18 protein-coding genes are annotated in these 24023 nt (G+C 36.6%); 6 read left to right on the top strand and 12 right to left on the bottom strand.

Translation table 11 applies throughout. The annotated features are described in order from the left end of the window. The first annotated feature begins 152 nt into the window (after positions 1-152). From argR to ACFSAV_RS04570, 5 genes are all read left to right on the top strand, one after another. Positions 153-620 carry a transcriptional regulator ArgR gene (argR, locus tag ACFSAV_RS04590; RefSeq protein WP_379096754.1) on the top strand — a complete coding sequence of 156 codons (468 nt, stop codon included), beginning with the start codon at positions 153-155 and terminating at the stop codon, positions 618-620. Between the two features lie 28 nt (positions 621-648). Beyond that, positions 649-1536 (top strand): TIGR01777 family oxidoreductase, encoded by an 888-nt coding sequence (locus tag ACFSAV_RS04585; protein ID WP_379096751.1) that lies wholly within the window; start codon positions 649-651, stop codon positions 1534-1536. A 329-nt stretch (positions 1537-1865) separates the two neighbouring features. After that, the gene (gene purR / locus ACFSAV_RS04580; protein WP_379096748.1) at positions 1866-2870 is read left to right on the top strand and encodes an HTH-type transcriptional repressor PurR; all 1005 of its coding nucleotides are present in this window, start codon (positions 1866-1868) and stop codon (positions 2868-2870) included. Positions 2871-3109: 239 nt separating this feature from the next. Beyond that, the gene (ppc, locus tag ACFSAV_RS04575) at positions 3110-5749 is read left to right on the top strand and encodes a phosphoenolpyruvate carboxylase (protein ID WP_379096745.1); all 2640 of its coding nucleotides are present in this window, start codon (positions 3110-3112) and stop codon (positions 5747-5749) included. A 218-nt stretch (positions 5750-5967) separates the two neighbouring features. Beyond that, positions 5968-6999 carry an ABC transporter substrate-binding protein gene (locus ACFSAV_RS04570; protein ID WP_379096742.1) on the top strand — a complete coding sequence of 344 codons (1032 nt, stop codon included), beginning with the start codon at positions 5968-5970 and terminating at the stop codon, positions 6997-6999. A 118-nt stretch (positions 7000-7117) separates the two neighbouring features. On the opposite strand, the gene ACFSAV_RS04565 is transcribed toward ACFSAV_RS04570, so the two are convergent. The 12 genes from ACFSAV_RS04565 to msrP all read right to left on the bottom strand — a co-directional run bounded on the left by ACFSAV_RS04565 (position 7118) and on the right by msrP (position 23477). Then, the gene (locus ACFSAV_RS04565) at positions 7118-9574 is read right to left on the bottom strand and encodes a glycogen/starch/alpha-glucan phosphorylase (RefSeq protein WP_379096739.1); all 2457 of its coding nucleotides are present in this window, start codon (positions 9572-9574) and stop codon (positions 7118-7120) included. 127 nt (positions 9575-9701) lie between these two features. Further along, on the bottom strand, positions 9702-11144 hold the full coding sequence (gene glgA, locus ACFSAV_RS04560; protein ID WP_379096736.1) for a glycogen synthase GlgA: 1443 nt from the start codon (positions 11142-11144) through the stop codon (positions 9702-9704). Positions 11145-11296: 152 nt separating this feature from the next. Further along, complete coding sequence (gene glgC, locus ACFSAV_RS04555; protein WP_379096733.1) at positions 11297-12604, bottom strand: glucose-1-phosphate adenylyltransferase; 1308 nt, start codon at positions 12602-12604, stop codon at positions 11297-11299. Between the two features lie 83 nt (positions 12605-12687). Beyond that, complete coding sequence (gene glgX, locus ACFSAV_RS04550) at positions 12688-14679, bottom strand: glycogen debranching protein GlgX (protein ID WP_379096730.1); 1992 nt, start codon at positions 14677-14679, stop codon at positions 12688-12690. 33 nt (positions 14680-14712) lie between these two features. Continuing rightward, positions 14713-16905 carry a 1,4-alpha-glucan branching protein GlgB gene (gene glgB / locus ACFSAV_RS04545; protein WP_101775094.1) on the bottom strand — a complete coding sequence of 731 codons (2193 nt, stop codon included), beginning with the start codon at positions 16903-16905 and terminating at the stop codon, positions 14713-14715. Between the two features lie 29 nt (positions 16906-16934). Beyond that, positions 16935-19025 carry a 4-alpha-glucanotransferase gene (gene malQ / locus ACFSAV_RS04540; protein WP_379096726.1) on the bottom strand — a complete coding sequence of 697 codons (2091 nt, stop codon included), beginning with the start codon at positions 19023-19025 and terminating at the stop codon, positions 16935-16937. A 317-nt stretch (positions 19026-19342) separates the two neighbouring features. Then, entirely contained in the window at positions 19343-19996 is a 654-nt protein-coding gene (locus ACFSAV_RS11765; RefSeq protein ID WP_465263145.1) for a hypothetical protein, read from the bottom strand. Positions 19997-20026: 30 nt separating this feature from the next. After that, on the bottom strand, positions 20027-20491 hold the full coding sequence (locus ACFSAV_RS11760; protein ID WP_465263144.1) for a type I restriction endonuclease: 465 nt from the start codon (positions 20489-20491) through the stop codon (positions 20027-20029). 320 nt (positions 20492-20811) lie between these two features. Continuing rightward, positions 20812-21159, bottom strand: a complete 348-nt coding sequence (locus tag ACFSAV_RS04530) for a TM2 domain-containing protein (protein ID WP_379096724.1) — start codon at positions 21157-21159, stop codon at positions 20812-20814. Positions 21160-21383: 224 nt separating this feature from the next. Continuing rightward, positions 21384-21836 (bottom strand): YcgN family cysteine cluster protein, encoded by a 453-nt coding sequence (locus ACFSAV_RS04525; protein WP_379096721.1) that lies wholly within the window; start codon positions 21834-21836, stop codon positions 21384-21386. A 91-nt stretch (positions 21837-21927) separates the two neighbouring features. Next, positions 21928-22521 (bottom strand): protein-methionine-sulfoxide reductase heme-binding subunit MsrQ, encoded by a 594-nt coding sequence (locus tag ACFSAV_RS04520; protein WP_379096718.1) that lies wholly within the window; start codon positions 22519-22521, stop codon positions 21928-21930. Continuing rightward, a complete protein-coding gene (gene msrP / locus ACFSAV_RS04515; RefSeq protein ID WP_379096715.1) occupies positions 22521-23477 on the bottom strand; it encodes a protein-methionine-sulfoxide reductase catalytic subunit MsrP in 957 nt (318 codons plus the stop codon). Before msrP ends, ACFSAV_RS04520 begins: the two co-directional genes overlap by 1 nt. Before the next feature lie 222 nt (positions 23478-23699). Here msrP and ACFSAV_RS04510 point away from each other — a divergent pair, with 222 nt between their 5' ends. Then, entirely contained in the window at positions 23700-24020 is a 321-nt protein-coding gene (locus ACFSAV_RS04510; RefSeq protein WP_379096712.1) for an HI1450 family dsDNA-mimic protein, read from the top strand. The last annotated feature ends 3 nt before the right edge of the window (positions 24021-24023 follow it).

Genomic DNA, 24023 nt, shown 5'->3' with positions numbered 1-24023 from the left:
AACAGATAAATTCAATAGTGCGATCTAACTCAAATTTTCAGTAAAAACCGACCGCACTTTGTCTAAAAACAAGGCAATATCATGGAATTCATTTGCATATTTATGCAAACTTATGCAAGATCAGTGCATTGAATTGAAAAAGGAAAGTGATCATGAATAACGAAAAGCAAGATAACTTATTAAATGCTTTTAAAGATTTGTTAGCACAAGAACGCTTTGGTTCCCAAAGTGAAATCGTGCAAGCATTACAAGATCTTGGTTTTACCCAAATTAATCAATCTAAAGTGTCACGAATGTTGACTAAATTCGGTGCCGTTCGTACACGAAATACTCGAATGGAAATGGTGTATTGTTTACCAAACGAATTGAGCGTGCCAAATACCAAAAGCCCTCTGAAAAATCTGGTACTAGATATCGATCACAATCACTTTGTTGTCGTCATCAAAACCACTCCTGGCGCTGCACAACTTATTGCACGTCTATTAGATTCAATTGGCAAAGCAGATGGTATTCTTGGTACGATTGCAGGAGATGACACAATTTTTGTCACGCCAACATTAGCTGCGAATATTGACAATCTTATAGGTAACATTCGCGCATTATTTGAAACATCCATTTGATGAAAACAAACTGACATGGGAAATTAATATGCAAATTTTAATCACTGGCGCAACTGGATTAATTGGCTCAACATTAGTTTCTCATTTATTAGCACAACATCATCAAATTGCGGCATTAGTTCGTTCACCAGACAAGGCACGTGACCAATTACCCTCAACAGTACAACTTATTTCCTCACTAACACAATATAGCGATTTAAATCAATTTGATGCGGTAATTAATTTAGCAGGAGAACCTATTTTTACACGCCGTTGGACAATTGAGCAAAAATGCCGTTTATTAGAAAGTCGCGTCCATTTAACACGTCAATTAGTGACTTTAATTAATAACAGTACAGCACCACCCCATACTTTTATTTCAGGTTCTGCGACAGGTTATTACGGCGATAAAGCAGAGCATATCATTACCGAACAAACAGAGCCATCTACACGATTTCCAAGCTACCTTTGCCAACAATGGGAGGCAGAAGCATTAAAAGCCAAAACGCGTGTCTGTTTATTGCGCACAGGGATTGTACTAGCACAAACAGGCGGAGCTTTAGCTAAAATGTTACCCATTTATCGTCTAGGATTAGGCGGACGATTAGGAAATGGCAAACAATATTGGGGCTGGATTGCACTAAAAGATATGATAGCGGGTATTACTTTTCTACTTAACAATATGACATGTGCTGGTGCTTTTAATTTAGTTGCGCCTCACCCTATACGCAATAGCGAATTCAATAGTACTTTGGGCAAACTGCTTACACGTCCTCATTTTGCCACTGTACCTGCATTTATACTTAATGTCCTCCTTGGCGAACGCGCACAATTATTGCTTGATAGCCAAAAAGTTGTCCCTGCAAAGCTGCAAGCTGAAGGGTTTATTTTTCAATATCCCAAACTGAAAGAGGCATTACAGGATATCCTAAAATAAAAAAGCTGAGATGATTTTATCATTCTCAGCTTTTTTGAAATTTATCCAATATTATTTAGAAAATTGATGTTGCAAGCACAACGATCATTCCCAACGATAAAGCAACTGTCATCATTGCATAACCAAACTCACCCATTTTAACCTCGACTTATTAATTACACTATCCATCAAATTGGGTGCTATTCTAACAATAAACGTACTTAAAATAGAAGTCTAATCAGCGATTAAAAATTAAAAATGTGACCGTTTACAAATATTTTCAATCAAGTGCTTAACCAATTCAGTTTCAATCCTTATAATAAATAGAATTTGTATGGAGAAATAGAATTATGGCAACAATTAAAGATGTCGCAAAAATGGCTGGCGTTTCAACAACAACAGTCTCGCATGTTATCAATAAAACTCGCTTTGTTGCAGCAGAAACGGAAAAACTAGTTTTACAAGCTATTCAAAAATTAAATTACTCACCAAGTGCCGTTGCACGCAGCCTAAAAGTCAATACTACTAAATCTATTGGGATGATTGTCACTAGCAGCGAAGCGCCTTATTTTGCTGAAATTATCCACGCTGTAGAAGAACATTGCTACCGCCAAAGTTATTCCCTCTTCTTATGTAATACACAAAATAATGTCGAAAAAATCAAAAACCATCTTGAAATGCTGATCAAAAAACGTGTCGATGGCATTTTAGTGATGTGTGCAGAATATACGCAAGACTCACTTGATTTATTGGCGAATTTCACTTCTTTACCTATGGTTGTGATGGATTGGGGTCCGAATAATGAACATACTGATATTATTCAAGATCATAGCTTTGAAGGTGGTTATATCGCGACAAAACATCTGATTGAACAAGGGCATAGCAAAATTGGGATTATTGCTGGGGAGCTGACCAAAACAACCGCTAAAACTCGCTATGAGGGTTTTATTAAAGCAATGACAGAAGCCAATTTAACCATCAATCCAGATTGGGTGATGGAAGGCTTCTTTGAACCTGAAGATGGGTATGAATGCATGAATAAAATTCTAGCGCAACCTCAATTACCTACTGCCGTCTTTTGTTGTAATGATGTGATGGCACTTGGCGCAATTTCGGCGATTGGTGAAAAAGGCTTAGCTGTACCTGAAGATATTTCAATTATTGGTTATGATAATATCCACGCTTCGCGTTTTTATTCTCCTCCTCTAACTACAATTCACCAATCAAAATCACGTTTAGGTGCAAGAGCAGTGACTTTATTATTTGAGCGAATTAATGAGAAATCAGAACAGCGTGAAATCATTGAAATGCATCCAGAATTAGTCATACGTAAATCCGTAAAATCACTACTCTAAAATTGAATAATCCTCATTTAGCCCACAAGTGAGGATTTTAATTATTTCCTCTATTTATTAAATATTATTTAATAAAAAAGCAATTAAATTAAATAAATCCAATCTTATTTGCCGAATCCTAATTTTTTCATTTTATGAATTAATTATCATTGATCTTTTAACACATTTTTGTTTATATCTACTCCAGTTAAGGTCTTTTTTCATTTATTGACATTTAAAATTATTCAAAGAGGTCATTTATGATTCAGCAGTACTCCACTATGCGTAATAATATCAGTATGCTTGGACGTTTTCTTGGTGAAACAATCAGCGACGCACAAGGAAGTGATATTCTTGAGCTAATTGAAAATATTCGTGTTTTATCACGTAATTCACGTAATGGAAACGATAAAGCTCGCCAAGAATTACTCGCAACATTAGCAACTATTTCAAATGATAATATCATTCCCGTTGCACGTGCTTTTAGCCAATTTCTTAATCTCACCAATATTGCTGAACAATATCAAACTGTTTCACGTCAACACCATGATCAAGTTGCATCAGATCGCTCTATTGCTGCACTTTTCAAACGTTTAAAAGCGCAAAATATATCACAAGAAAAAATCATGGCAACGGTTGAAAAACTCTTAATTGAGTTGGTATTAACTGCACATCCAACTGAAGTTACACGCCGCTCATTAGTGCATAAGCATGTAGAAATTAATAAGTGTTTAAGTAAATTGGAGCATAGTGATTTAACAGAAGAAGAACGTAAAACCATTGAACGCCGCCTATTGCAACTTATCGCTCAAGCATGGCATACCAATGAAATTCGTACGCAGCGCCCTACCCCATTTGAAGAAGCCAAATGGGGGTTTGCGGTTATTGAAAACAGTTTGTGGCAGGCAGTTCCTGAGTTTTTACGTCAACTCAACACAAGTGCGGTCGAATTTTTTGGATTTAACATTCCAGTAGAGTTGAATCCTATTCGTTTCTCTTCATGGATGGGAGGTGATCGCGATGGTAATCCATTTGTTACAGCAGCTGTAACACGCCAAGTATTACAATTAGCGCGTTGGAAAGCAGCAAGCCTATTTCTTACTGATATTCAAGCGTTAGCAGATGAACTTTCTGTCGTTAAATGTACCGATGAATTTCGAATTAAATATGGTAATCATTTAGAACCTTATCGTACCGTTGTAAAAGAGTTACGTTCTAAATTAACTATGACACTTGCTTATTATGATGATTTATTAGCCAGTCGCCCGCCCCGCGCATCAGCAAATGAAATTATCACGCACGACACACAATTATGGGAACCGCTATATGATTGCTACCAATCTTTACAAGCTTGTGGTATGCGTATTATCGCTAATGGCTTATTACTTGATTGCCTACGCCGTATTCGCTGCTTTGGTGTGACATTGTCACGATTAGATATTCGCCAAGAAAGTACGCGCCATACTGATGCCGTCGCTGAAATAACACGTTACATTGGTTTAGGTGATTATTCGCAATGGAGTGAAAGTGACAAGCAGGCTTTTCTTATTCGTGAATTAAGTTCTCGCCGTCCATTATTACCACGTGATTGGCAACCTTCAGTAGAAACACAGGAAATTTTGGATACCTGTAAAGTTATTGCAGAACAACCCAAAGGCGTAATTTCTTGTTACATTATTTCAATGGCAAAAACAGCTTCCGATGTATTAGCTGTCCATTTATTGTTGAAAGAATCAGGTGTCCGTTACCATTTACCTGTTGTACCATTGTTTGAAACATTAGCGGATTTAGATGCCTCTGAACAAGTGATGAGAGAACTCTTTAATATTGGTTGGTATCGCGGTGTCATTAATAACAAACAAATGGTAATGATTGGTTATTCTGATTCAGCGAAAGATGCAGGAATGATGGCTGCATCTTGGGCGCAATATCGTTCGCAAGAAGCCTTAGTGAATCTTTGTGAAAATCTTAATATTGAGCTGACATTATTCCATGGACGTGGTGGTACAATCGGACGTGGCGGTGCGCCTGCGCATGCCGCACTTTTGTCTCAACCACCGCGTTCACTCAAAAATGGCTTACGTGTAACTGAACAAGGCGAAATGATCCGCTTCAAATTAGGTCTACCAGCTGTCGCAATCGGTAGTCTTGATTTATATGCTAGTGCAATTTTGGAGGCCAACTTACTACCGCCACCTGAACCTAAGGGACAATGGCGGGCGTTAATGGATGAATTATCTGTTTCATCATGCCAAATTTATCGTAATATTGTTCGAGGCGAAAAAGATTTTGTTCCTTATTTCCGTGCTGCAACACCAGAGCAAGAACTGTCTAAATTGCCACTAGGTTCTCGTCCTGCAAAACGCAACCCTAATGGCGGTGTAGAAAGCCTACGTGCTATTCCATGGATTTTTGCTTGGATGCAAAATCGCTTAATGCTACCAGCCTGGTTAGGCGCAGGTGCGGCACTACGCCAAGCAATTGAAAATGGGAATGGTGATTTAATCGAAGAAATGTGCAAAACATGGCCATTTTTCTCGACTCGGATAGGTATGTTAGAAATGGTATTTAGTAAAACTGATACTTGGCTTTCCGAACACTATGATCAGCATCTTGTCAAACCAGAGCTTTGGTATCTTGGTGAAGCATTACGTCAACAACTCGTTCAAGACATTCAAACAGTCCTTTCATTATCACATGAAGATCAACTAATGTCTGATTTACCTTGGATTGCTGAATCTATTGCCTTACGTAATGTCTATACTGATCCATTAAATCTATTACAAGTAGAGCTATTACGTCGTTTACGCGCTAGCCCTGATGATTCAAACCCAGATGTTGAACAAGCATTAATGATCACAATTACGGGAGTGGCTGCAGGTATGCGTAATACAGGTTAATACTTCGCCTAATATGCAGTAAAACAATAAAGAGCAGCTAAAAACTGCTCTTTTTATTTGTTGTTAGCTTATGCTAATTCACAGCCATACTTACTATTCTTTGTAAAATTCTGACGATTTTTCGTCGAATCTGGGAGGATAATTTGTTATTATGCCTTGCTTTTTGAAAAAAGTAAGGTTCAAAACATAGTTCAGTTTTACAACTAATGGAATAGATGATGAAAAAATGTAGTCCCTTGATCAGCAAAGCAATTTGCTTTACTTCTCTATTTTTATCCCTTCCCTATTTACATGCCAAAGGTAATCTAACGCTCTACTGTACATTACAGAATAGTGCTTGTGAAGAAATGGTAAAACGCTTTTCAGACAAATACCAAATTAACACAAAATTTGTTCGTAGCAGTACAGGAGTCACATTGGGTAAAATTAAAGCCGAAAAAGATAACCCTCAGGCAGATGTATGGTATGGTGGTACTTTAGAGCCTCATTTACAAGCTCGAACTCTTGGTTTACTCGAAGCTTACCGTTCTCCTAAACAAGCAGAAATACGCCCACAATTTCAACATATCATTGAAAAATATGGTGATTATACTTCTTTTGGCTATATGTTAATTTTAGGATTAGGCATTAATACTGAAAAGCTGCACAAATTAGGTATCGAAGAACCTAAATGCTGGCAAGATTTACTCGATCCTCGTCTTAAAGATGAAGTACAACTACCTGACCCACAAAGTTCAGGCACCGCTTATAGTTTTATTGCGACTTTAATTCAATTATGGGGTGAAGAAAACGCCTTTCAATTCTTAAAAAAATTAGATAAAAATATTTCACAATATGTCAAAACTGGACTCGTAACACAAAATCTGTCACGTGGTGATACAGCAGTCAGTATTGGTTTTTTACATACCTTTGAACAAGAAAAAGCGAAAGGAGCTCCAATCAAAACAATACCTGTTTGCGAGGGTGATAGCTATGCTTTAGGTGGTTTAAGTATCATAAAAGGCGCCAGAAACTTGGATAACGCAAAATTATTCGTCGATTGGGTATTAAGTAAAGAAGGACAGGAGGTAAATTGGATACAGCAAGCTCCTTATCAAATTCCAGCCAACAAACATGCTGAATTACCAGCAAATACTATTTTACTATCAACGCTTAATTTATTTGATCTGGATTTTGAACGCTTTGGTTCTAGTCAAGAAGCAAAACGGATTATTGAACGTTGGCTAAAAGAAGTACGTCTATCACAATAGAATGAGTGCGTTCAGATTGTACTCATATCACATTTAACACTGCTTTACTAATAAAAAGTGCGGTCAAAATTTTAAAAATTTCAACCGCACTTTGATTTGAATGAGGAAAAACTAAACTTTATTTGATAGGTTCAATTTTCCAGATTTTCTCTGCGTATTCTAGAATAGTACGGTCAGAAGAGAAGTAACTCATGTTGACAATATTTTGTAATGTACTGTCAATCCATGCATTTTGATCTTGATATTTCACATCAACTTGTTGTTGCATATCAACATAACTACGGAAATCAGCAAATGCTTGATAATAATCATGATACTGCAATGACTGTAGTAATTGATGATAGCGGCTTGAATCTGTTAGTGAAAAATGACCTGCAATAATTTGATCAACAACATGACGTAGTTCTTCATCACGCTGATAATAATCAAATGGGCGATAACCTTGACGACGTAACGCTTCCACTTGTTCAACTGTATTACCAAAGATAAAGATATGTTCTGCACCAACATTATCTAAGATCTCAACATTGGCACCGTCTAAGGTACCTATTGTTAACGCGCCATTAAGAGCAAACTTCATGTTACTCGTGCCTGAAGCTTCTGTACCCGCTAATGAAATTTGTTCTGAAATATCCGCAGCTGGAATAATCAACTCAGCTAAACTCACGCTATAATTAGGGATAAAAACAACTTTTAAACGACCTTTTAAGCGTTCATCATTGTTAATCACATTCGCTACATCATTAATCAAATTAATCGTTTGTTTGGCAGCGTAATAAGCTGATGCGGCTTTACCAGCAAGAATAAACACACGTGGTACCCAATCTTTTTCTGGGTTAGCAATCATTGCGTTATAACGTGCAATGATATGCAGTACATTTAAAATTTGACGTTTATATTCGTGAATACGTTTTACTTGAACATCAAATAATGCATCTGCACTGACCTCAATGCCTAATTCATTTTTAATGTAATTTGCTAATTTTACTTTGTTATTGTACTTAATTTGCGCGACTGATTTTTTCAATTCAGGATCTTGTATTTTCTCTTTTAACAAAGTTAATTGGCTAAGATCACGACGCCACGCTTTACCAATATATTTATCAAACAATACTGACAATTCTGGATTCGCGACACCAATCCAACGGCGAGGCGTGATACCATTTGTTACATTAGTAAAGCGTTCTGGATAAATGCGAGCAAAATCGGCAAAAGTTGAAGTGACCATCAAATCAGAGTGAATAGCTGCTACACCATTGACCTTGTTTGAACCAACCACAGATAACCAACCCATACGGACTTTACGATGATCCCCTTCTTCAATCAATGACACACGACGAATGAAATCAGCATCAGTTGTTACATAGGTACGCACGTATTCAAGGAAGTAATCGTTAATTTCAAAAATCATTTGTAAATGACGCGGTAAAATGTGCGCCATCATTTCTACAGGCCATGTTTCTAGCGCTTCTGACATTAAGGTATGGCAGGTATAAGAGAATACTCGGCGCGTGATATCCCATGCTTTCTTCCATTCATACCCTTCTTCATCAATTAAAATCACCATTAGCTCAGGAATAGCTAATGCAGGGTGAGTATCATTTAAGTGGATAGCCACTTTATCAGCAAAATTTTCCATCGTATTATGGATACGTTTATGACGATAAATAATATCTTGTAATGATGCAGAAACGAGGAAATATTCTTGACGCAAACGTAATTCACGACCACTCCAAGTAGAATCATCTGGATACAGAACACGAGTAATATTTTTACTTAACGTACGATCTTGTACCGCCGCAAAATAGTCACCTTTGTTAAAATCCGCTAAATCAAAACGATCTCCTGCATAAGCGCCCCATAAACGCAATGTTGCTGCCGAGTCATTCGCATAACCTGGGATCATTTGGTCATAAGCTAACGCCACAACTTCTTCTTTGCTGGTCCAAATACATTTTTTACCTTCAAAGTGGATACCACCACCGAAACGAATCGTATGGCGTTTTGAAGGACGAATAAATTCCCATGGCGCGCCCTTATCCAACCAAGCATCTGGTTTTTCCACTTGATGACCATCTTCGATTTCTTGTTTGAACATACCATATTCATAACGAATTCCATAACCGACACCTGGTAACGCTAATGTGGCGATAGAATCCATAAAACAGGCAGCTAAACGCCCTAATCCACCATTACCCAACCCCGGATCGACTTCTTTCTCTAATACATCCTCAAGGTTCACATTGAGTTCAGATAATGCTTGTTTCGCAATATCGTACACGCCTTCTGCCAGCATGGCATTAGACAAGGTACGACCAATTAAGAATTCCATTGATAAATAATAAACTCGGCGCGTTTCTTCACTTCTCGCTTGGCGTGCAGTTGTAATCCACCCTTCAGTCACAAAATCACGCACCGCATATAAAGTTGCGTTCAACCAATCACGTTGACTGGCTTCTTTTGGTGAACGACCGATTAAAAAGATAAGTTTCGATACAATGGTTTTTTTCAAAGACTCTACGGTAATCTCAGGACGATTATATAAAAATGGCGAGTCGAAGTTATCCATGATCATAGTTGTGTTATACTCCTAAATTATTTTAAAAAACGGTGCAATTTAGTCACTTTTGAACAAAAATGCAACAATTTTTTTAATAAAAAAACATCAATAAATAAAAATCTCAGGTAAAACAAATTTATTCTTAATAAGCGGATAAAATACGCTCATATAAATTTTTATACCCTGAAGCTGAAATTTGCCAGCTAAAGTCTTGTTCCATCGCTACAGTTCTCACGCTAAACCACAAACGCTGTTTCTGCCATAATACAAAGGCATTGGCTAATGCCTGACGTAATGCATCGCCACTTGCTTGTTCAAATACAAAGCCAGTTGCAAGACGTGCTTTAATATTTTCGGCTGAGCTATTGACTACTGTATCCGCCAATCCACCAGTTGCACGAACTAACGGTAATGTCCCATATTTCAAGCCATATAATTGAGTTAAACCACAAGGTTCAAAACGGCTTGGTACTAAAATCACATCACCACCAGCAACCATTAAATGTGATAATGCTTCATCGTAACCAATTTTAACCGCAATATGTTGCGGATAGCGTTCAGCTAAAGACTTAATACCCGCTTCTAAGTGTGGTGAACCCGAACCAAGTAATGCTAATTGACCGCCTTGTTTGACAATCTCATCAGCACTTTCAATTAATAAGTCCACGCCCTTTTGCTCAGTTAAACGCGTCACCATCACAAATAATAAAGCGTCTGGATTTTGTGGCAAATTGAAATAAGCTTGTAATGCTTCTTTATTTTTACGTTTGCCCATCATGGCTTTTAATTTATAGTGATGCTCAATATAACTATCGTTATTTGGGTGCCAAATTTGTTCATCAACACCATTTAAAATCCCCACTAAACGACCTTGTTGAGCTAAGGTATTTAATAAACCTTGTAAGCCATAGGAGAATTCAGGTGTAGTAATTTCTTGCGCATAGGTTGGACTTACGGCGGTAACGGCATCAGAATAATATAATCCTGCTTTTAAATAAGAAATTTGCCCATACAACTCAAGCCCTTCTACATGGAACATGCTGGCAGGCAAACCAATTTCAAACAAATGATGATAAGCAAACTGCCCTTGATAAGCGAGGTTATGAATTGTAAAAACAGATTTAGCTGGACGTCCTTTATTAAATAAATACGCGCTACTTAAACCCGCATGCCAATCATGAGCATGTACAACTTCAGCACGCCACCAATTGTCTAGCCCTGTTGCCAACTCGGCAGCAACCCAACCTAATAAGGCAAAACGTTTATAATTATCAGCATAATCGTTATACCATTGGTCATGATATGGATTACCTTCACGCTGATATAAATGTGGTGCATCAATTAAATAGACACCAACACCTTTATATTCACCATAACGCAAAACGATATGGCCAGCAAAGTTATCAAATTCACTGACGACGACAGTATAAGGAATTCCTGCCATAATCGCAGGATAAGCTGGTAAGACAATACGTGCATCAATACCAATCTCTTTTTGTGCAAAAGGCAATGCTCCCATCACATCAGCTAACCCACCCGTTTTCAGCAAAGGATATAATTCCGAGCAAGCATGTAGTACTTTCATTTTGTTACCCTTAAAGTGTCAAATATGTATAAATATTGCTAGTTAAGTTGAATGATTTATCTCAATATAAAAGGGCGAACACATAGGCTCGCCCTACGTTTCATTCAACTTACAGTTTGAATGGCTAAAACGTTCAAAAAACGGACCGCACTTTAATCTAAGTGAGCCTCTGAAACGACTTTTTCACCATTTAACTTTTTAAGCATCGATGGTGTTACCAGCACCACACCGCCTGAACTGACTCTAAAACGTTGACGATCTAAGTCAAGATTAACCCCGATTTCCATGCCATCAGGAATTACTGAATGACGGTCAATAATACAACGTTTTAACTTACAATTTTTACCAATTGTTACTTGTGGTAAAACAACACAATGATCGATTTCTGAACCTTCATTAATTTTAATGCGATCAAAAAGAACAGAATAACTAATAGACGCATCAGTGATTACACAACCACCTGAAATTAATGAATTATCCACTGGACGTGCATTTTCTTTCTTATAGAAGAATTTTGAGGGATAAGTTTGCACGGGATTACCGCGAATTGGCCAAGTTTGATCATAAATATCCAACTGCGGATTTTCACACACCAAATCAATATTCGATTGCCAAAAACTATCTAATGTTCCAACATCACGCCAGTAAATTTCACCTTCCGTGTTACGTCCCATACAAGAACGGCTAAATGGATGTGCATACAAGACCCCTTCTTCTAACGCTTTCGGTAAAATATCTTTACCAAAGTCATGTGAGGTATAAGGTGAGGTCACTTCACGTTCTAACACATCATATAAATAATCCGCATCAAACACATAAATTCCCATTGAAGCAAGCGAGGTATTTGTCTTACCAACCATAGCAGGTGGATCTTTTGGTTTTTCAACGAAGGATTTCACTTTGAGGTTTTCATTCACTGCCATCACCCCAAATTCCGTTGCTTTTTCACGTTCAACTTCAATACAACCAACCGTACATTTAGCACCACTATTAATATGATCTAATAGCATTTGGCTATAATCTTGTTTATAAATATGATCACCAGCCAAAATTAACACATATTTAGGACAATAATGATCACGAATAATCGCCATGTTTTGATAAACCGCATCTGCAGTTCCACGATACCAAGTCGAATCATCAATCTGCTGGCGAGCAGGTAACATATCAATAAATTCCCCACGTTCTGCAGGTAAGAATGACCAACCATTTTGTAAGTGACGTAATAAAGAATGCGCCGCATATTGTGTCACTACTCCAATGCGGTTTAGACCCGAGTTTAAGCAGTTTGATAAAGCAAAATCAATAATTCGGCGATTTCCGCCAAAATATAGTGCGGGTTTCGCTCGTTTGTCAGTTAATTCATAAAGGCGTGAACCACGACCGCCCGCAAGAATTAATACGAGCGTTTCTTTCACTAGCTCATATTTATTAGGTAATTTAGCAATACTACTATTCATAATGACCTCCATTATTATATGGGCAATGTTGCACAACCTAATATCAACCACCCTTATTTATTGTTTCAATTTCTACTGACGACTTATTTTTGCAACACACAAAAAGCGATATCCCCCACCTCAACCAAATTATCCTGCATGGTTGTGCCTGCTGCATGATATACAACTTCCCAATCACCTTCTGGTAATAAAAAAGTTTGTAATTCTGCTTTACTATTAATCAAGAATAACCAACGATTATCCAATAACACTTGTAATGCTTTAATTTCTCGATTATGCCAATCATCAATGCTTTTTGGTTTACCCATTACATTAAGCCATTGCACATTATCTGGACTCCACCATAGATCATTGTATAAACTCGCAATTTGCTTTCGAATTGCAATCGTTTGCTTAGTTAAATCAAATAATCTCTGGTTAAAAGATTGCCATTTTAGCCATGTTATTTCATTGTCTTGACAATAAGCATTGTTATTGCCAAATTGCGAATTACCAAATTCATCTCCTGCTAATAACATAGGTGTACCATTTGATAACAGAAGGCTCATCAACAAACTTATAGTACTTAACATACGTGCATTTTCTACTGCACTTGGCACATTTTCTATGCCTTCAACACCATGGTTATAGCTATAATTTTCATTCCGACCATCACGGTTTTCTTCGCCATTTGCCCAATTATGCTTTTGGTTATAACTCACTAAATCACGTAACGTGAAACCATCATGTGCAGTAATATAATTCACCGAGCAATGGGGTTTACGTTCACCACGTTTAAAAATATCACTCGATCCAGCCAACCGTTCAGCAAAGGCACCATTTTCACCACTTTTCCACAACCAAAAACGCGTCATATCATCACGAAAACGATCATTCCATTCAGCAAAATAATCAGGGAAATTACCAACTTGATAACCAAAATCACCAATATCCCAAGGCTCTGAAATCAATTTACATTGTTGTAAACTGGGTACAGCAATAATATCGGCAAATAATTGTGCTTGCGGATTGAAACCACCTTGATTTTCACGTCCTAATACCGCGCCTAAATCAAAGCGAAAACCATCAACATGGCACTCTTCTACCCAATAGCGCAAACAATCAACCACCCAGCGACGTGTCATTGGATGGGATAAATTCATCGTATTGCCACACCCCGTCCAGTTGCAATAATACCCTTGCTCATCGTGCCAATGGTAAGCTTTATCATCAATACCACGTTGACTAAAAGTCGGAAAATGCTGCTCTGATTCTACGCTATGATTAAAAACCACATCTAAAATCACCTCAATGCCTGCTTGGTGTAACACTTTCACCATCGCCTTAAACTCTGTTAGTGGGCTTGAACCCGCTTGTTTTGACCAATATTTAGGCTCTACCGCAAACATTGCTAATGGGCTATATCCCCAATAATTATGCAATCCTTTTTCCTGCAAATGGACTTCGTCAAGCTGATAATTCACTGGCAACAATTCTATTGCAGTGACCCCTAATTCTTGCAAATAGGCAATCATATTTGGGTGTGCTAGTGCAGCATAGCTACCACGAATCTGTGCAGGCAAATCCTCTCTTAACTGCGTAAATCCTTTCACATTCAATTCATAAATTACTGTCTTAGCCCAAGGAGTTTGTAATAATTGATCGTTTTCCCAATCAAAATCGTCTTCAATTATCACCGCCTTAGGTGCAACATGTGCATTATCGCGTGAATCAGATAAATCAAACCAAGCGCGTTTCTCTGCACTGCTTAAATCAGGTTTACCCACAACGACTTTAGCATAAGGATCCAACATTAACTTATTTGGATTCGCTAAAGTGCGGTCTGTTTTCCCCGAAATTCGATAACCATATTCTGTACCTAAAGGCACATCACTTAACCAAATATGCCAAACATCCCCCGTTTTTTGAGTAAGTTGAAATTTGCTTTCGTTGCCTTCTTGATCAAACAAACATAGCTCTACCGCACTCGCCTCACTCGAAAATAGTGAAAAATTATGACCACTAACACCATCTTCTATTTGAGCTGTACATCCTAAAGGATAAGGTTTTCCTGTTTTAATTCTTTTTGTATTCATTACGACTAGTTACTACTTTATTGTTCTTTCTGATTATTCACCTTCATATTTCAAATAAATTGTTGCCAATGGTGGCACAGAAATACGAATAGATTGCGCTCTTTCATGACTTGCTACATCTTCACTGCTCACTGTACCAAAATTACCTACATTAGAGCCTTCATAAAATTCGGAGTCGGTATTCAAAATCTCCACATATTGCCCCGCAAGATTTACACCGATGCGATAATCATGGCGTGGTACAGGTGTGAAATTACTCACCACAATAATACGTTCACCATTCTTGCTACGACGTTCGAAAGCAAAAATAGAGTTTTGACGATCATCAACCACTAACCAATCAAACCCTTCTGGATCGTAATCCAATTCAAATAATGCTGCGTTTTGTTGATAAATATGGTTCAAATCTTTAACTAAAAGATGCACACCTTGATGCCAGCTACCGCCAATATTTTTATCTAATAAAAACCAATCTAAACTTTGCTCATAGTTCCATTCACGCCCCTGTGCAAACTCATTTCCCATGAACAATAATTTTTTACCCGGATAGCCCCACATATAGCCATAATAAGCACGTAAATTTGCAAATTTTTGCCATGCATCTCCCGGCATTTTGCCTAATAACGAGGATTTACCATGCACTACTTCATCATGAGAAAGAGGCAACACAAAATTTTCGCTGTATTGATACACCATACCAAATGTCATTTGATCATGATGATATTGACGATAAACAGGATCTTTTTGCATGTAGGATAATGTGTCGTTCATCCAGCCCATATTCCATTTAAAATGGAATCCTAGCCCTCCCTCTTTACTCGGTTTAGTCACACCAGCAAAAGAAGTAGACTCTTCAGCAATTGAAATTGCACCATTCACTTCCGAATCAATTTTCCAATTAGTGTGTTTTAAAAACTCAATCGCTTCTAAATTTTCACGCCCACCATATTGATTTGGAATCCACTCACCATCAGCACGGCTATAATCACGATAAATCATTGATGCCACCGCATCTACACGAATACCATCTAAACCAAAACGTTCTAACCAATAAAGCGCATTACTTGATAAGAAGTTACGAACTTCATTACGACCATAGTTATAAATTAAAGTATTCCAATCTTGATGATAACCTTCTTTGGGGTCAGCATGTTCATACAAAGCGGTTCCATCAAAGGCAGCCAAGCCATGTGTATCACTAGGAAAATGCCCTGGGACCCAGTCTAAAATGACATTAATTCCAGCATCATGCGCTTTATCCACTAAACGTTTAAACCCTTCTGCTGTACCAAATCGACTTGTTGGTGAATATAAGCCTAAAGGCTGATAGCCCCATGAACCATCAAATGGAAATTCAGATAACGGCAAAAACTCAATATGAGTAAAGCCCATTTCTTTTACATAAGGAATTAGTTCATCTGCAATCTGGTCATAATCCAACCAAAAATTATTTGCTAAATTGCGGCGCCATGAACCTAAATGCACTTCATAAATCGAAATCGGTTGATCAAACTGATTGGCTTTACGGCGTTTTTCAGTCATCTCAACCATCTCAGGCAACGCACTAATTTGTGATGCAGTATCAGGACGTAGTTGTGAACTAAATGCGTATGGATCGGCTTTTAAGCGTAGCTGACCGTGGCAGTCAATTAATTCGTATTTATATAACTGACCCAAAGAAGCTTTTGGTAAAAATAATTCCCACACACCACTCTTCTGATGAAAGCGCATTGGATGACGACGCCCATCCCAATAATTGAAATCGCCAACGATAGAAACTCGTCTAGCATTTGGTGCCCATAAACGGAAATTCACACCTGATACACCATCACACTCCATAAAATGTGCACCTAATACTTCATAAGGACGTAAATGCGAACCTTCACTAAGCAACCAATTATCTAAGTCAGTCAACATTGGATGGAAACGATAAGGATCCTCAATAATTTGCGATTCTGCGCCCCAAAATACTTGTAATTGATAAGCAAAAAAAGTTCTCGTTTTCGGTACGATACCCGTAAAAAAGCCGCGTTCATCTATACAATCTAATTCACATACTTCTTTATGAGTTTCGTTATCAATCACAATAACACGTTGAGCATCGGGTAATAACGCTCGAATCTCAATACCATTTTCTGTCTCATGCATTCCTAGCACAGAAAATGGATCGGCATGCGTTCCTTCAAAAAATTGATTAATTACTGAATGCGAAACTAATTGAACCATAACAAATCCTCAATTCGACTCTAATAGATTTATACTTTACGTGCTTGGTTAACTGATGCTAAAAATGCCGTGATATTATTATCATTAAACATAGATTCTAATGTACAAGCTAGCTTTTTGCGCCAATTTGGATATTCTGTATCCGTTCCCGGTAAATTAAATGAAACTTCTTGACTCAGTAAATTTTCTAATTGCACACCAATAAGTTGGCTACAGCTATTGGCTAAATATTGATGTAACACATAATTTAAATGTGCATGCATGGCCATAGAAAGCGCATCACCCTCATAATGTGCGGGCAAATAGCTATCACGACGTAAAGTATCTAATAACGCTTGTTTATCAACTACTCGTTGTTCGTATTTTTGTTGTAAAACTTCACCCTCTAAAACCCCTAGTTGATTAAATAACTGTAAGTCCACACAATGCCAAAAGCTCGATAAAGAAGGCACATCATGTGTACCAATAGTAGAAAAGGCTTTTAATGGAAAAGCATTTGCTGCAGGGTATTCCCGATTTCGTTGTTCAAAATACAATACAAAATAAGAAAAAATCTGAAATTCATTTAATTTCGACCGCACTTCATCAGGTACTGTCCCCAAATCTTCACCAACTATAAGGCATTGATTACGTTGGCTCTCAATCGCTAAAATAGCCATGAGTTGATCAAATGGATAATGCACATAAGCGCCATCAGCAGCAGTTTTACCTTCAGGAATTAGCCATAAACGGAATAATCCCATCACATGGTCAATACGTAAAATACCAAAGTGCTGCATATTACTACGCAGCATATCAATAAAGGGCTGGAACCCTCGTGCTTTGAGTACAGCAGGATTATAAGGTGGCAAATTCCAATTTTGCCCAATAGGACCTAAAGGATCTGGTGGTGCTCCAACTGAAGCATTAACAAAATAAAGTTCAGGATCAGACCAGACATCAACACTACCACGAGAGCTATTTACTGCTAAATCACCATAAATACCAAGTGCCATTCCAAGGCTTTGACATAAGCCTTGAATTTCATTTAATTGCACTGTGGTTAACCATTGTAACCATGCATAAAACTCAACTTGATCTTGATGTTGTTTTAATAAAGCTTTGCGTTTTGTTACGCTCAATTGCTGCCATTCCTGATACCAACCTAACCAGCCGATGGTCTGTTCTGTTGGCGTATGTTGATGAAATTGACTATCAAGTACATTAAACAACCCCTGCAACAATAAAGGTTCGCCTTGTTGCTTCATAAATTGTTGGAATGTTTGACGACGCTGCATAATATGCGTTGATTTGCTTCGCTTTGAAAAAGCAAATAATTGTTCAAGCGCAGTGAGTTTTAAATTTGTTACTGCAGTATAATCAACCAATTCTGCATAACGTAATTGTTCAATCTCACTTTGCACTTCCTCAGAAACAAACCAATTTTGTACAGTTTTACATAATTTAAATTCAGGTAATGTATGGACAGCTAAATAAATAGAATTTAGCCAGCGTCTAGAGGAAGAACTATATGGACTCGCCCACTCTGGTACCGCTGGATACATTAAATGCAATGGATTGATCCCAATAAAATCAACACCATATTGACTAACTTGCTTGATCAAATACGCCAAATCCGAAAAATCTCCAATCCCCCAGTTTTGTTGAGAACGTAAACTATAAAGTTGTACATTAAGTCCCCAAACTTTCTTTTGTTCTAATACAGGAGGCTGATAGACAGTTTTTGGCGAAACAAGTAAACGAATAAGATAATTTTTTTCTGCGCTAGAGATAATTAATTGATAATAGCCATATTCTAAAGTAGGCAATTCAATAAACAGAGAACAAAATAAAGATTGCTCAAGCAAAATTTGCCCAGAATCATTCGATAATTGATAGGTTAAAGATTGTTGGGATAAATTTAAAGGCGTTAAATCATATTGAATAGATTCATGTTCAAAAAACACAGCAACATCATCATAATAAGTTACGGATTTATTTAGTTTAGTTGGTCGAGTTAATAGTTCCGTAAAATACGCCAGTGTTTCTGAGCTAGCATAAATTAAATTGCCATCGATATCGTAGTGAGAGCTTGCAATACCTTGCTTCTCTGCCTCCCGCCTTAAGTACGCCATATCCATTATCAACTACCTAAACTAGACTAATAATTAGTAGTTATTCTATCCAAGCCGCATACAAAGGCAACGACTTTTGTTTAAATTAGTGATCTTGGTCAAGAATAATTTATTTTCAGTATTTACAAGGTTTGATTACGTTTTTCTATCTCGAAAAAAGCATAAAATGAGTACGGATTTTCTTGTTAAAATCAATGTATCTCATTTTTATTGAAGGATCATCATTTGGTTCGAAAAATAAAATGTGACAGGGTTCGAAATTAATATATCGATGTAATTATCATTCAATAATAAACCCCGTTGTCATACGGGGTTTATACTAATCATGATTTTTTACGACTAAAATTCTCATCATTAGCACAAAATTCTAGTGAATCTCGAATAATTCCACTTAATCGTAAAATATTTTCTGGTCTATCGATCACAATCTGAGTTCCAGAAAGTACTAATCCAACACGAGAAATTTCTTTTTTATGATCATCAGTTAATTCTATTGGTATTGAAATAGATGGATGCTGCTTATTGTCATAATAACGTAATATCCATCTATTGCTTTTACCTTGGAATAAAAGGCTAAAATAACTTTCTGTGTCTTTAGCAATTAAATCAACATCATCACCTAAAATCATTCTCACATAATCATGTAATAATCTTTCAGTATATGTTGTAACGATTTTACTATTTTCAGGATCAACTATTGGAGCTGTTTCATCAATGACTTTTTCTAATTCAGTAGATTTTTCTTCAGGTTCAGTCTTACTGGATAAACCATATACAACCATGGCACTTACTGCTTTTTCTACGGCTTGTTTAACAATTGGACTAATACTCTCCAGAAAACGTTGATTCAATTGACGTCCAATATTTGATCTACTTGCAACATAACGCACAAACTCAAGATCTATTTCTTTTAAACTAGAACTAATTGTTCTAGTAAATGCAGATAAATAAACGCTTTCTTCTGCTAATGTGCGCAATGCTTCTGGTTGAAAGCAATCATGACAAAATCAAGCTAATTGTTCAATTTTAGATAAATCCAAATTTTCAAAATCTATCTTTAAAAATGGCGTATTATCCATAATGTTTTTTTCATCCAGATCAGTGAAAAAGCGCCATTCCCGCCCATTAGTTACAGCAGCTACAGCGACTTCTGGTGTTGCATTGAAATAACGAGATAGTTGAGGTGAGTGATTAGTTAAATTCTCAGCCCAAGACTTAGCTTCAATAAACATAACAGGTACATCATGACAAAATAAAGCATAATCGACTCTCTCTCCACTTTTAATACCGTTAAAATCAGCACCATACTCCGCTTTTACTTTAGTAGGATCATAAGGGCTAAAACCTAAAATATCTAAGAGAGGTAAAATCAGCGCTTGTTTTGTTGTTTCTTCCGTCGTGCAATATTGCCCAACTTTAATTATATGTTGTGAGTGAGATTCAATCTTATCTCTAAAAATACTATCAGCCATTATTAATCTCCTTTTTGAAAGAGATTAAATTTTAAGCTTCATTTTCTTTTTTGTCTGTGGTCAAGATCACATTATTTCTTTTTATTATTTTATCTTTTGAAATTTATTACTGACTATGCTGAATCTACTGACTCAAATTTATTTATTCTGTTCTTGCAAAATGACTTTACCCTAGATAGATCTAAGAATGAAAAGCATTGAGTTAACATTAAGATTTATTCTCTTATTATTGTATGTTTTCAAAAAGAAAACCCTAAGAGAGATGTCTTAGGGCTTAAAATCATAGACAAAATTCTAAAAACGTTTTTTAGCAAAGCATGCTATGAAATTAGCATAATTTTATTAAAGTTAAGTTCTTTAGCTTTTTTGTAACAAAAATAGATATCAAACAATACCCAAATTAAACCTACACCAAAAAATAAAACCGTAATAATTTTTAAAATACCAAGCCCTATATCACCAAGATAAAAGCGATCGATACTTAATCCACCTAAAAAAATTGATAGCAAAAGGACAACCATCGGATTTTTTAAATCAACGGCTTGAATAGAACTTTGTCTTGATTCAGGTAAGGTAGACAATTTTTCTTTCACAAGAAAGATTTTATCATTTGGGAAATTACTTGCATTTGTCATTACATAAGATTCAGCAAATTGTTTCGATTCCATAAGTCATTATCCTTATTGTTTATAGCTGTTAATAATATAATTAGAAGTATTTATTCTAAATATTATACAGTTCCTAGTCTGTGTCACAGATCACATTATGTAAAAATAATGAACAAATAATAACAAAAGTAAATTAAATAGAGTTTAGGGAAGACAAATAAAATAGGTAATTTGAGTACGAATTCATACTTTTTATAATTAATAAAAACTATTTTTTTAACGCGTTAATTTGGGGCAATTACAAATTCAAACCAATCAATCACATCCTTTTCATGAATCCCTTTTTCAATCAGAATTTGTGCTTTTTTGACGGAATTAGGATCACCAGAGAGCAATGGATGCCAATCAAATAAGGGTTTATTTTCATTTAACAATCGATAGGCACAAGTTGTAGGAAGCCAATGAAAATCAGGAAGATTTTTTTTAGTTAATTTTGTACAGTCTGGCTCATGTTTGAAACGTTGAAAATAATTAGAGCATTTACCCGTTTCTAAATCTAATAGATTACAAGCAATACGAGTATAATATAACTTTTTCCGCTTACCTCGCCCTTCAATAAATTTACGATAACAACATTTACCACAACCATCACAGAGCGCTTCCCACTCTGCTTCAGTCATTTCAAGTAAAGTTTTATGTTTCCAAAATTCAGGTTCAATTGGTGTGTCAATTGACATGCTACAATTTACTCAATAAGCCATAAAAAAAGTAAGTGCGGTATTCTACCGCACTTATTTTCTAGATCAATGACTTTTAGTCAACCAAACTTTAACTTACCTTTTTTGCTTTAAAAAGCACATAAAGTTCCCAAAATACAATGAGTATTGACAAAATTAAGTACAGCATTGAACTAAAAGTCAAATTTTTAACTGACCAATAATAATGAATTGCACCTAATAGTAACGCATAGTAGCCTAATTTATGCAAATAAAACCACCACTTTCCCATCTTATTCTTAAGGTAAGATAACGAGCTTACTGACATCAACGTCAAGATCAAGAAAGAGAAGCCGCCTACAATTAAATAACCTCGGCGAATTAATTCTTGTAAAAATAAATGAACATCATTACCCAACTCTAAAGAAAAATAAGCATAAATATGTAAAACAACATAAAACCATGCCCATAGCCCTAAGGCGCGTCGTAGTATCTGCAACTGAGGCTGCTTTAATAAACGGAATACAATTCCTAACACAAAAAGCACGAGTAAAATAGTTATCGCAGTAAAACCCAAGAAATGTTGCATTTCTTTGACGGGATCGGCGCCTAATTGTGATTCATTTCCTGTCAATAAAATAATGTGCAACCAAATAAAAGGGATTGCACAAGATAAATGAATAACAACTCTGAGCAATTTAAGCATTAAAAATTCTTCCTTAAATCAAGATCTTTATATAAATGAGCAACTTGCTCTTCATAACCATTAAACATCAATGTAGGTTGACGTTTCACACTAAATAACCCGCCTGAACCAATTACACGTTCGCTTGCTTGAGACCAACGAGGATGATCAACATTTGGATTTACATTGGCATAAAAACCATATTCTTGCGGCGCTGCATGATTCCATGTTGTTCTTGGTTGTTTAGATTTTAGTGTAATTTTGACAATGGACTTAATATTTTTAAATCCATATTTCCATGGCACAACTAAACGAATTGGCGCACCATTTTGTGGAGCTAATGTCTTACCGTACAGCCCAACTGATAATAAAGTTAGCGGATTCATAGCTTCCTCAATTGTTAAGCCTTCTACATAAGGATAGATTAATCCCCCACCAAAGAAGCTGTTTTTCTGTCCTGGCATACTTTCAGGATCATATAAAGTTTCAAATTCAACATACTTAGCATTGCTGGTCGGTTGAACTAAAGCAAGTAACTTATTTAATTCAAAACCAATCCATGGAACCACCATTGACCAAGCTTCAACACAACGAAAACGATAAATACGCTCTTCTAAAGGCAGTTGGCTCATTAATTGATGTACATCGAAAGTCATTGGTTTTTCAACTTCGCCTTCGATACGTAAAGTCCAAGGCTCGGTTTTCATCGCTGAAGCATATTTTGCTGGCGATTCTTTTGGTACTCCAAACTCATAAAAATTGTTATACCCGATCACTTTATTTTCAGGTGTTAATGCGAGCGATTGCGGATTGTCATCTTTTGTAAAAGTTAAGGTTTTACGTAAATCCTCTTCAGCAGCAGAAGCCATATTTGGCAGTAATGAAGCGGCACCCATCACGCCCATCGCTTGAATAATTTTTCTACGTTGGAAAAAAATATGCTCAGGCGTTACATCATTTTCAGTAAATTTTTGCATTATATTGCCTCCGATGGATATTATGAAGAATAATTTTTATTTGTATTCGCACTGAAATTAAATTCTACTAACTTAGACGAAGAGTTTTACAACTTCTTACAATCAATTTGCATTAAATAGCAAGAAAGATGAAAAAGTGCGGTCAATTTTCCATGAGTTTTAGGCGAGTTATGCTATGATTAGCGCCATATTGACGATATATAGGTTATAGGAAACCCTTAAATGACCGAGCTAACAAAACTTGAACCTGATGCAGCAATTGATATTGCTTATGATATTTTTCTTGAAATGGCAGCAGAAAATCTCGATCCCGCAGATATCATGCTATTTAACCTCCAATTTGAAGAACGTGGTGCAGTGGAATTTGTTGAAACTGCAGAAGATTGGGAAATGGAAATTGGTGTGCTTATTGATCCGAACGCTTATGCTGAGGTCTGGATTGGTTTAGTTAATGAACAGGATGAAATGGACGATGTTTTTGCTAAATTCCTAATCTCTCACCGTGAAGATAATCGGGAATTCCATGTTATCTGGAAGAAATAATCG

Source organism: Pasteurella oralis (assembly GCF_042681465.1).
In the GTDB taxonomy this organism is placed as follows: domain Bacteria; phylum Pseudomonadota; class Gammaproteobacteria; order Enterobacterales; family Pasteurellaceae; genus Pasteurella; species Pasteurella oralis.
This window is presented reverse-complemented; position numbering and strand designations above follow the sequence as displayed.

Coding starts and splice junctions, on each gene's coding strand:
- argR (WP_379096754.1), top strand. CDS start 153: ATGAATAACGAAAAGCAAGATAACTTATTAAATGCTTTTAAAGATTTG.
- ACFSAV_RS04585 (WP_379096751.1), top strand. CDS start 649: ATGCAAATTTTAATCACTGGCGCAACTGGATTAATTGGCTCAACATTA.
- purR (WP_379096748.1), top strand. CDS start 1,866: ATGGCAACAATTAAAGATGTCGCAAAAATGGCTGGCGTTTCAACAACA.
- ppc (WP_379096745.1), top strand. CDS start 3,110: ATGATTCAGCAGTACTCCACTATGCGTAATAATATCAGTATGCTTGGA.
- ACFSAV_RS04570 (WP_379096742.1), top strand. CDS start 5,968: ATGAAAAAATGTAGTCCCTTGATCAGCAAAGCAATTTGCTTTACTTCT.
- ACFSAV_RS04565 (WP_379096739.1), bottom strand. CDS start 9,574: ATGATCATGGATAACTTCGACTCGCCATTTTTATATAATCGTCCTGAG.
- glgA (WP_379096736.1), bottom strand. CDS start 11,144: ATGAAAGTACTACATGCTTGCTCGGAATTATATCCTTTGCTGAAAACG.
- glgC (WP_379096733.1), bottom strand. CDS start 12,604: ATGAATAGTAGTATTGCTAAATTACCTAATAAATATGAGCTAGTGAAA.
- glgX (WP_379096730.1), bottom strand. CDS start 14,679: ATGAATACAAAAAGAATTAAAACAGGAAAACCTTATCCTTTAGGATGT.
- glgB (WP_101775094.1), bottom strand. CDS start 16,905: ATGGTTCAATTAGTTTCGCATTCAGTAATTAATCAATTTTTTGAAGGA.
- malQ (WP_379096726.1), bottom strand. CDS start 19,025: ATGGATATGGCGTACTTAAGGCGGGAGGCAGAGAAGCAAGGTATTGCA.
- ACFSAV_RS11760 (WP_465263144.1), bottom strand. CDS start 20,491: ATGGCTGATAGTATTTTTAGAGATAAGATTGAATCTCACTCACAACAT.
- ACFSAV_RS04530 (WP_379096724.1), bottom strand. CDS start 21,159: ATGGAATCGAAACAATTTGCTGAATCTTATGTAATGACAAATGCAAGT.
- ACFSAV_RS04525 (WP_379096721.1), bottom strand. CDS start 21,836: ATGTCAATTGACACACCAATTGAACCTGAATTTTGGAAACATAAAACT.
- ACFSAV_RS04520 (WP_379096718.1), bottom strand. CDS start 22,521: ATGCTTAAATTGCTCAGAGTTGTTATTCATTTATCTTGTGCAATCCCT.
- msrP (WP_379096715.1), bottom strand. CDS start 23,477: ATGCAAAAATTTACTGAAAATGATGTAACGCCTGAGCATATTTTTTTC.
- ACFSAV_RS04510 (WP_379096712.1), top strand. CDS start 23,700: ATGACCGAGCTAACAAAACTTGAACCTGATGCAGCAATTGATATTGCT.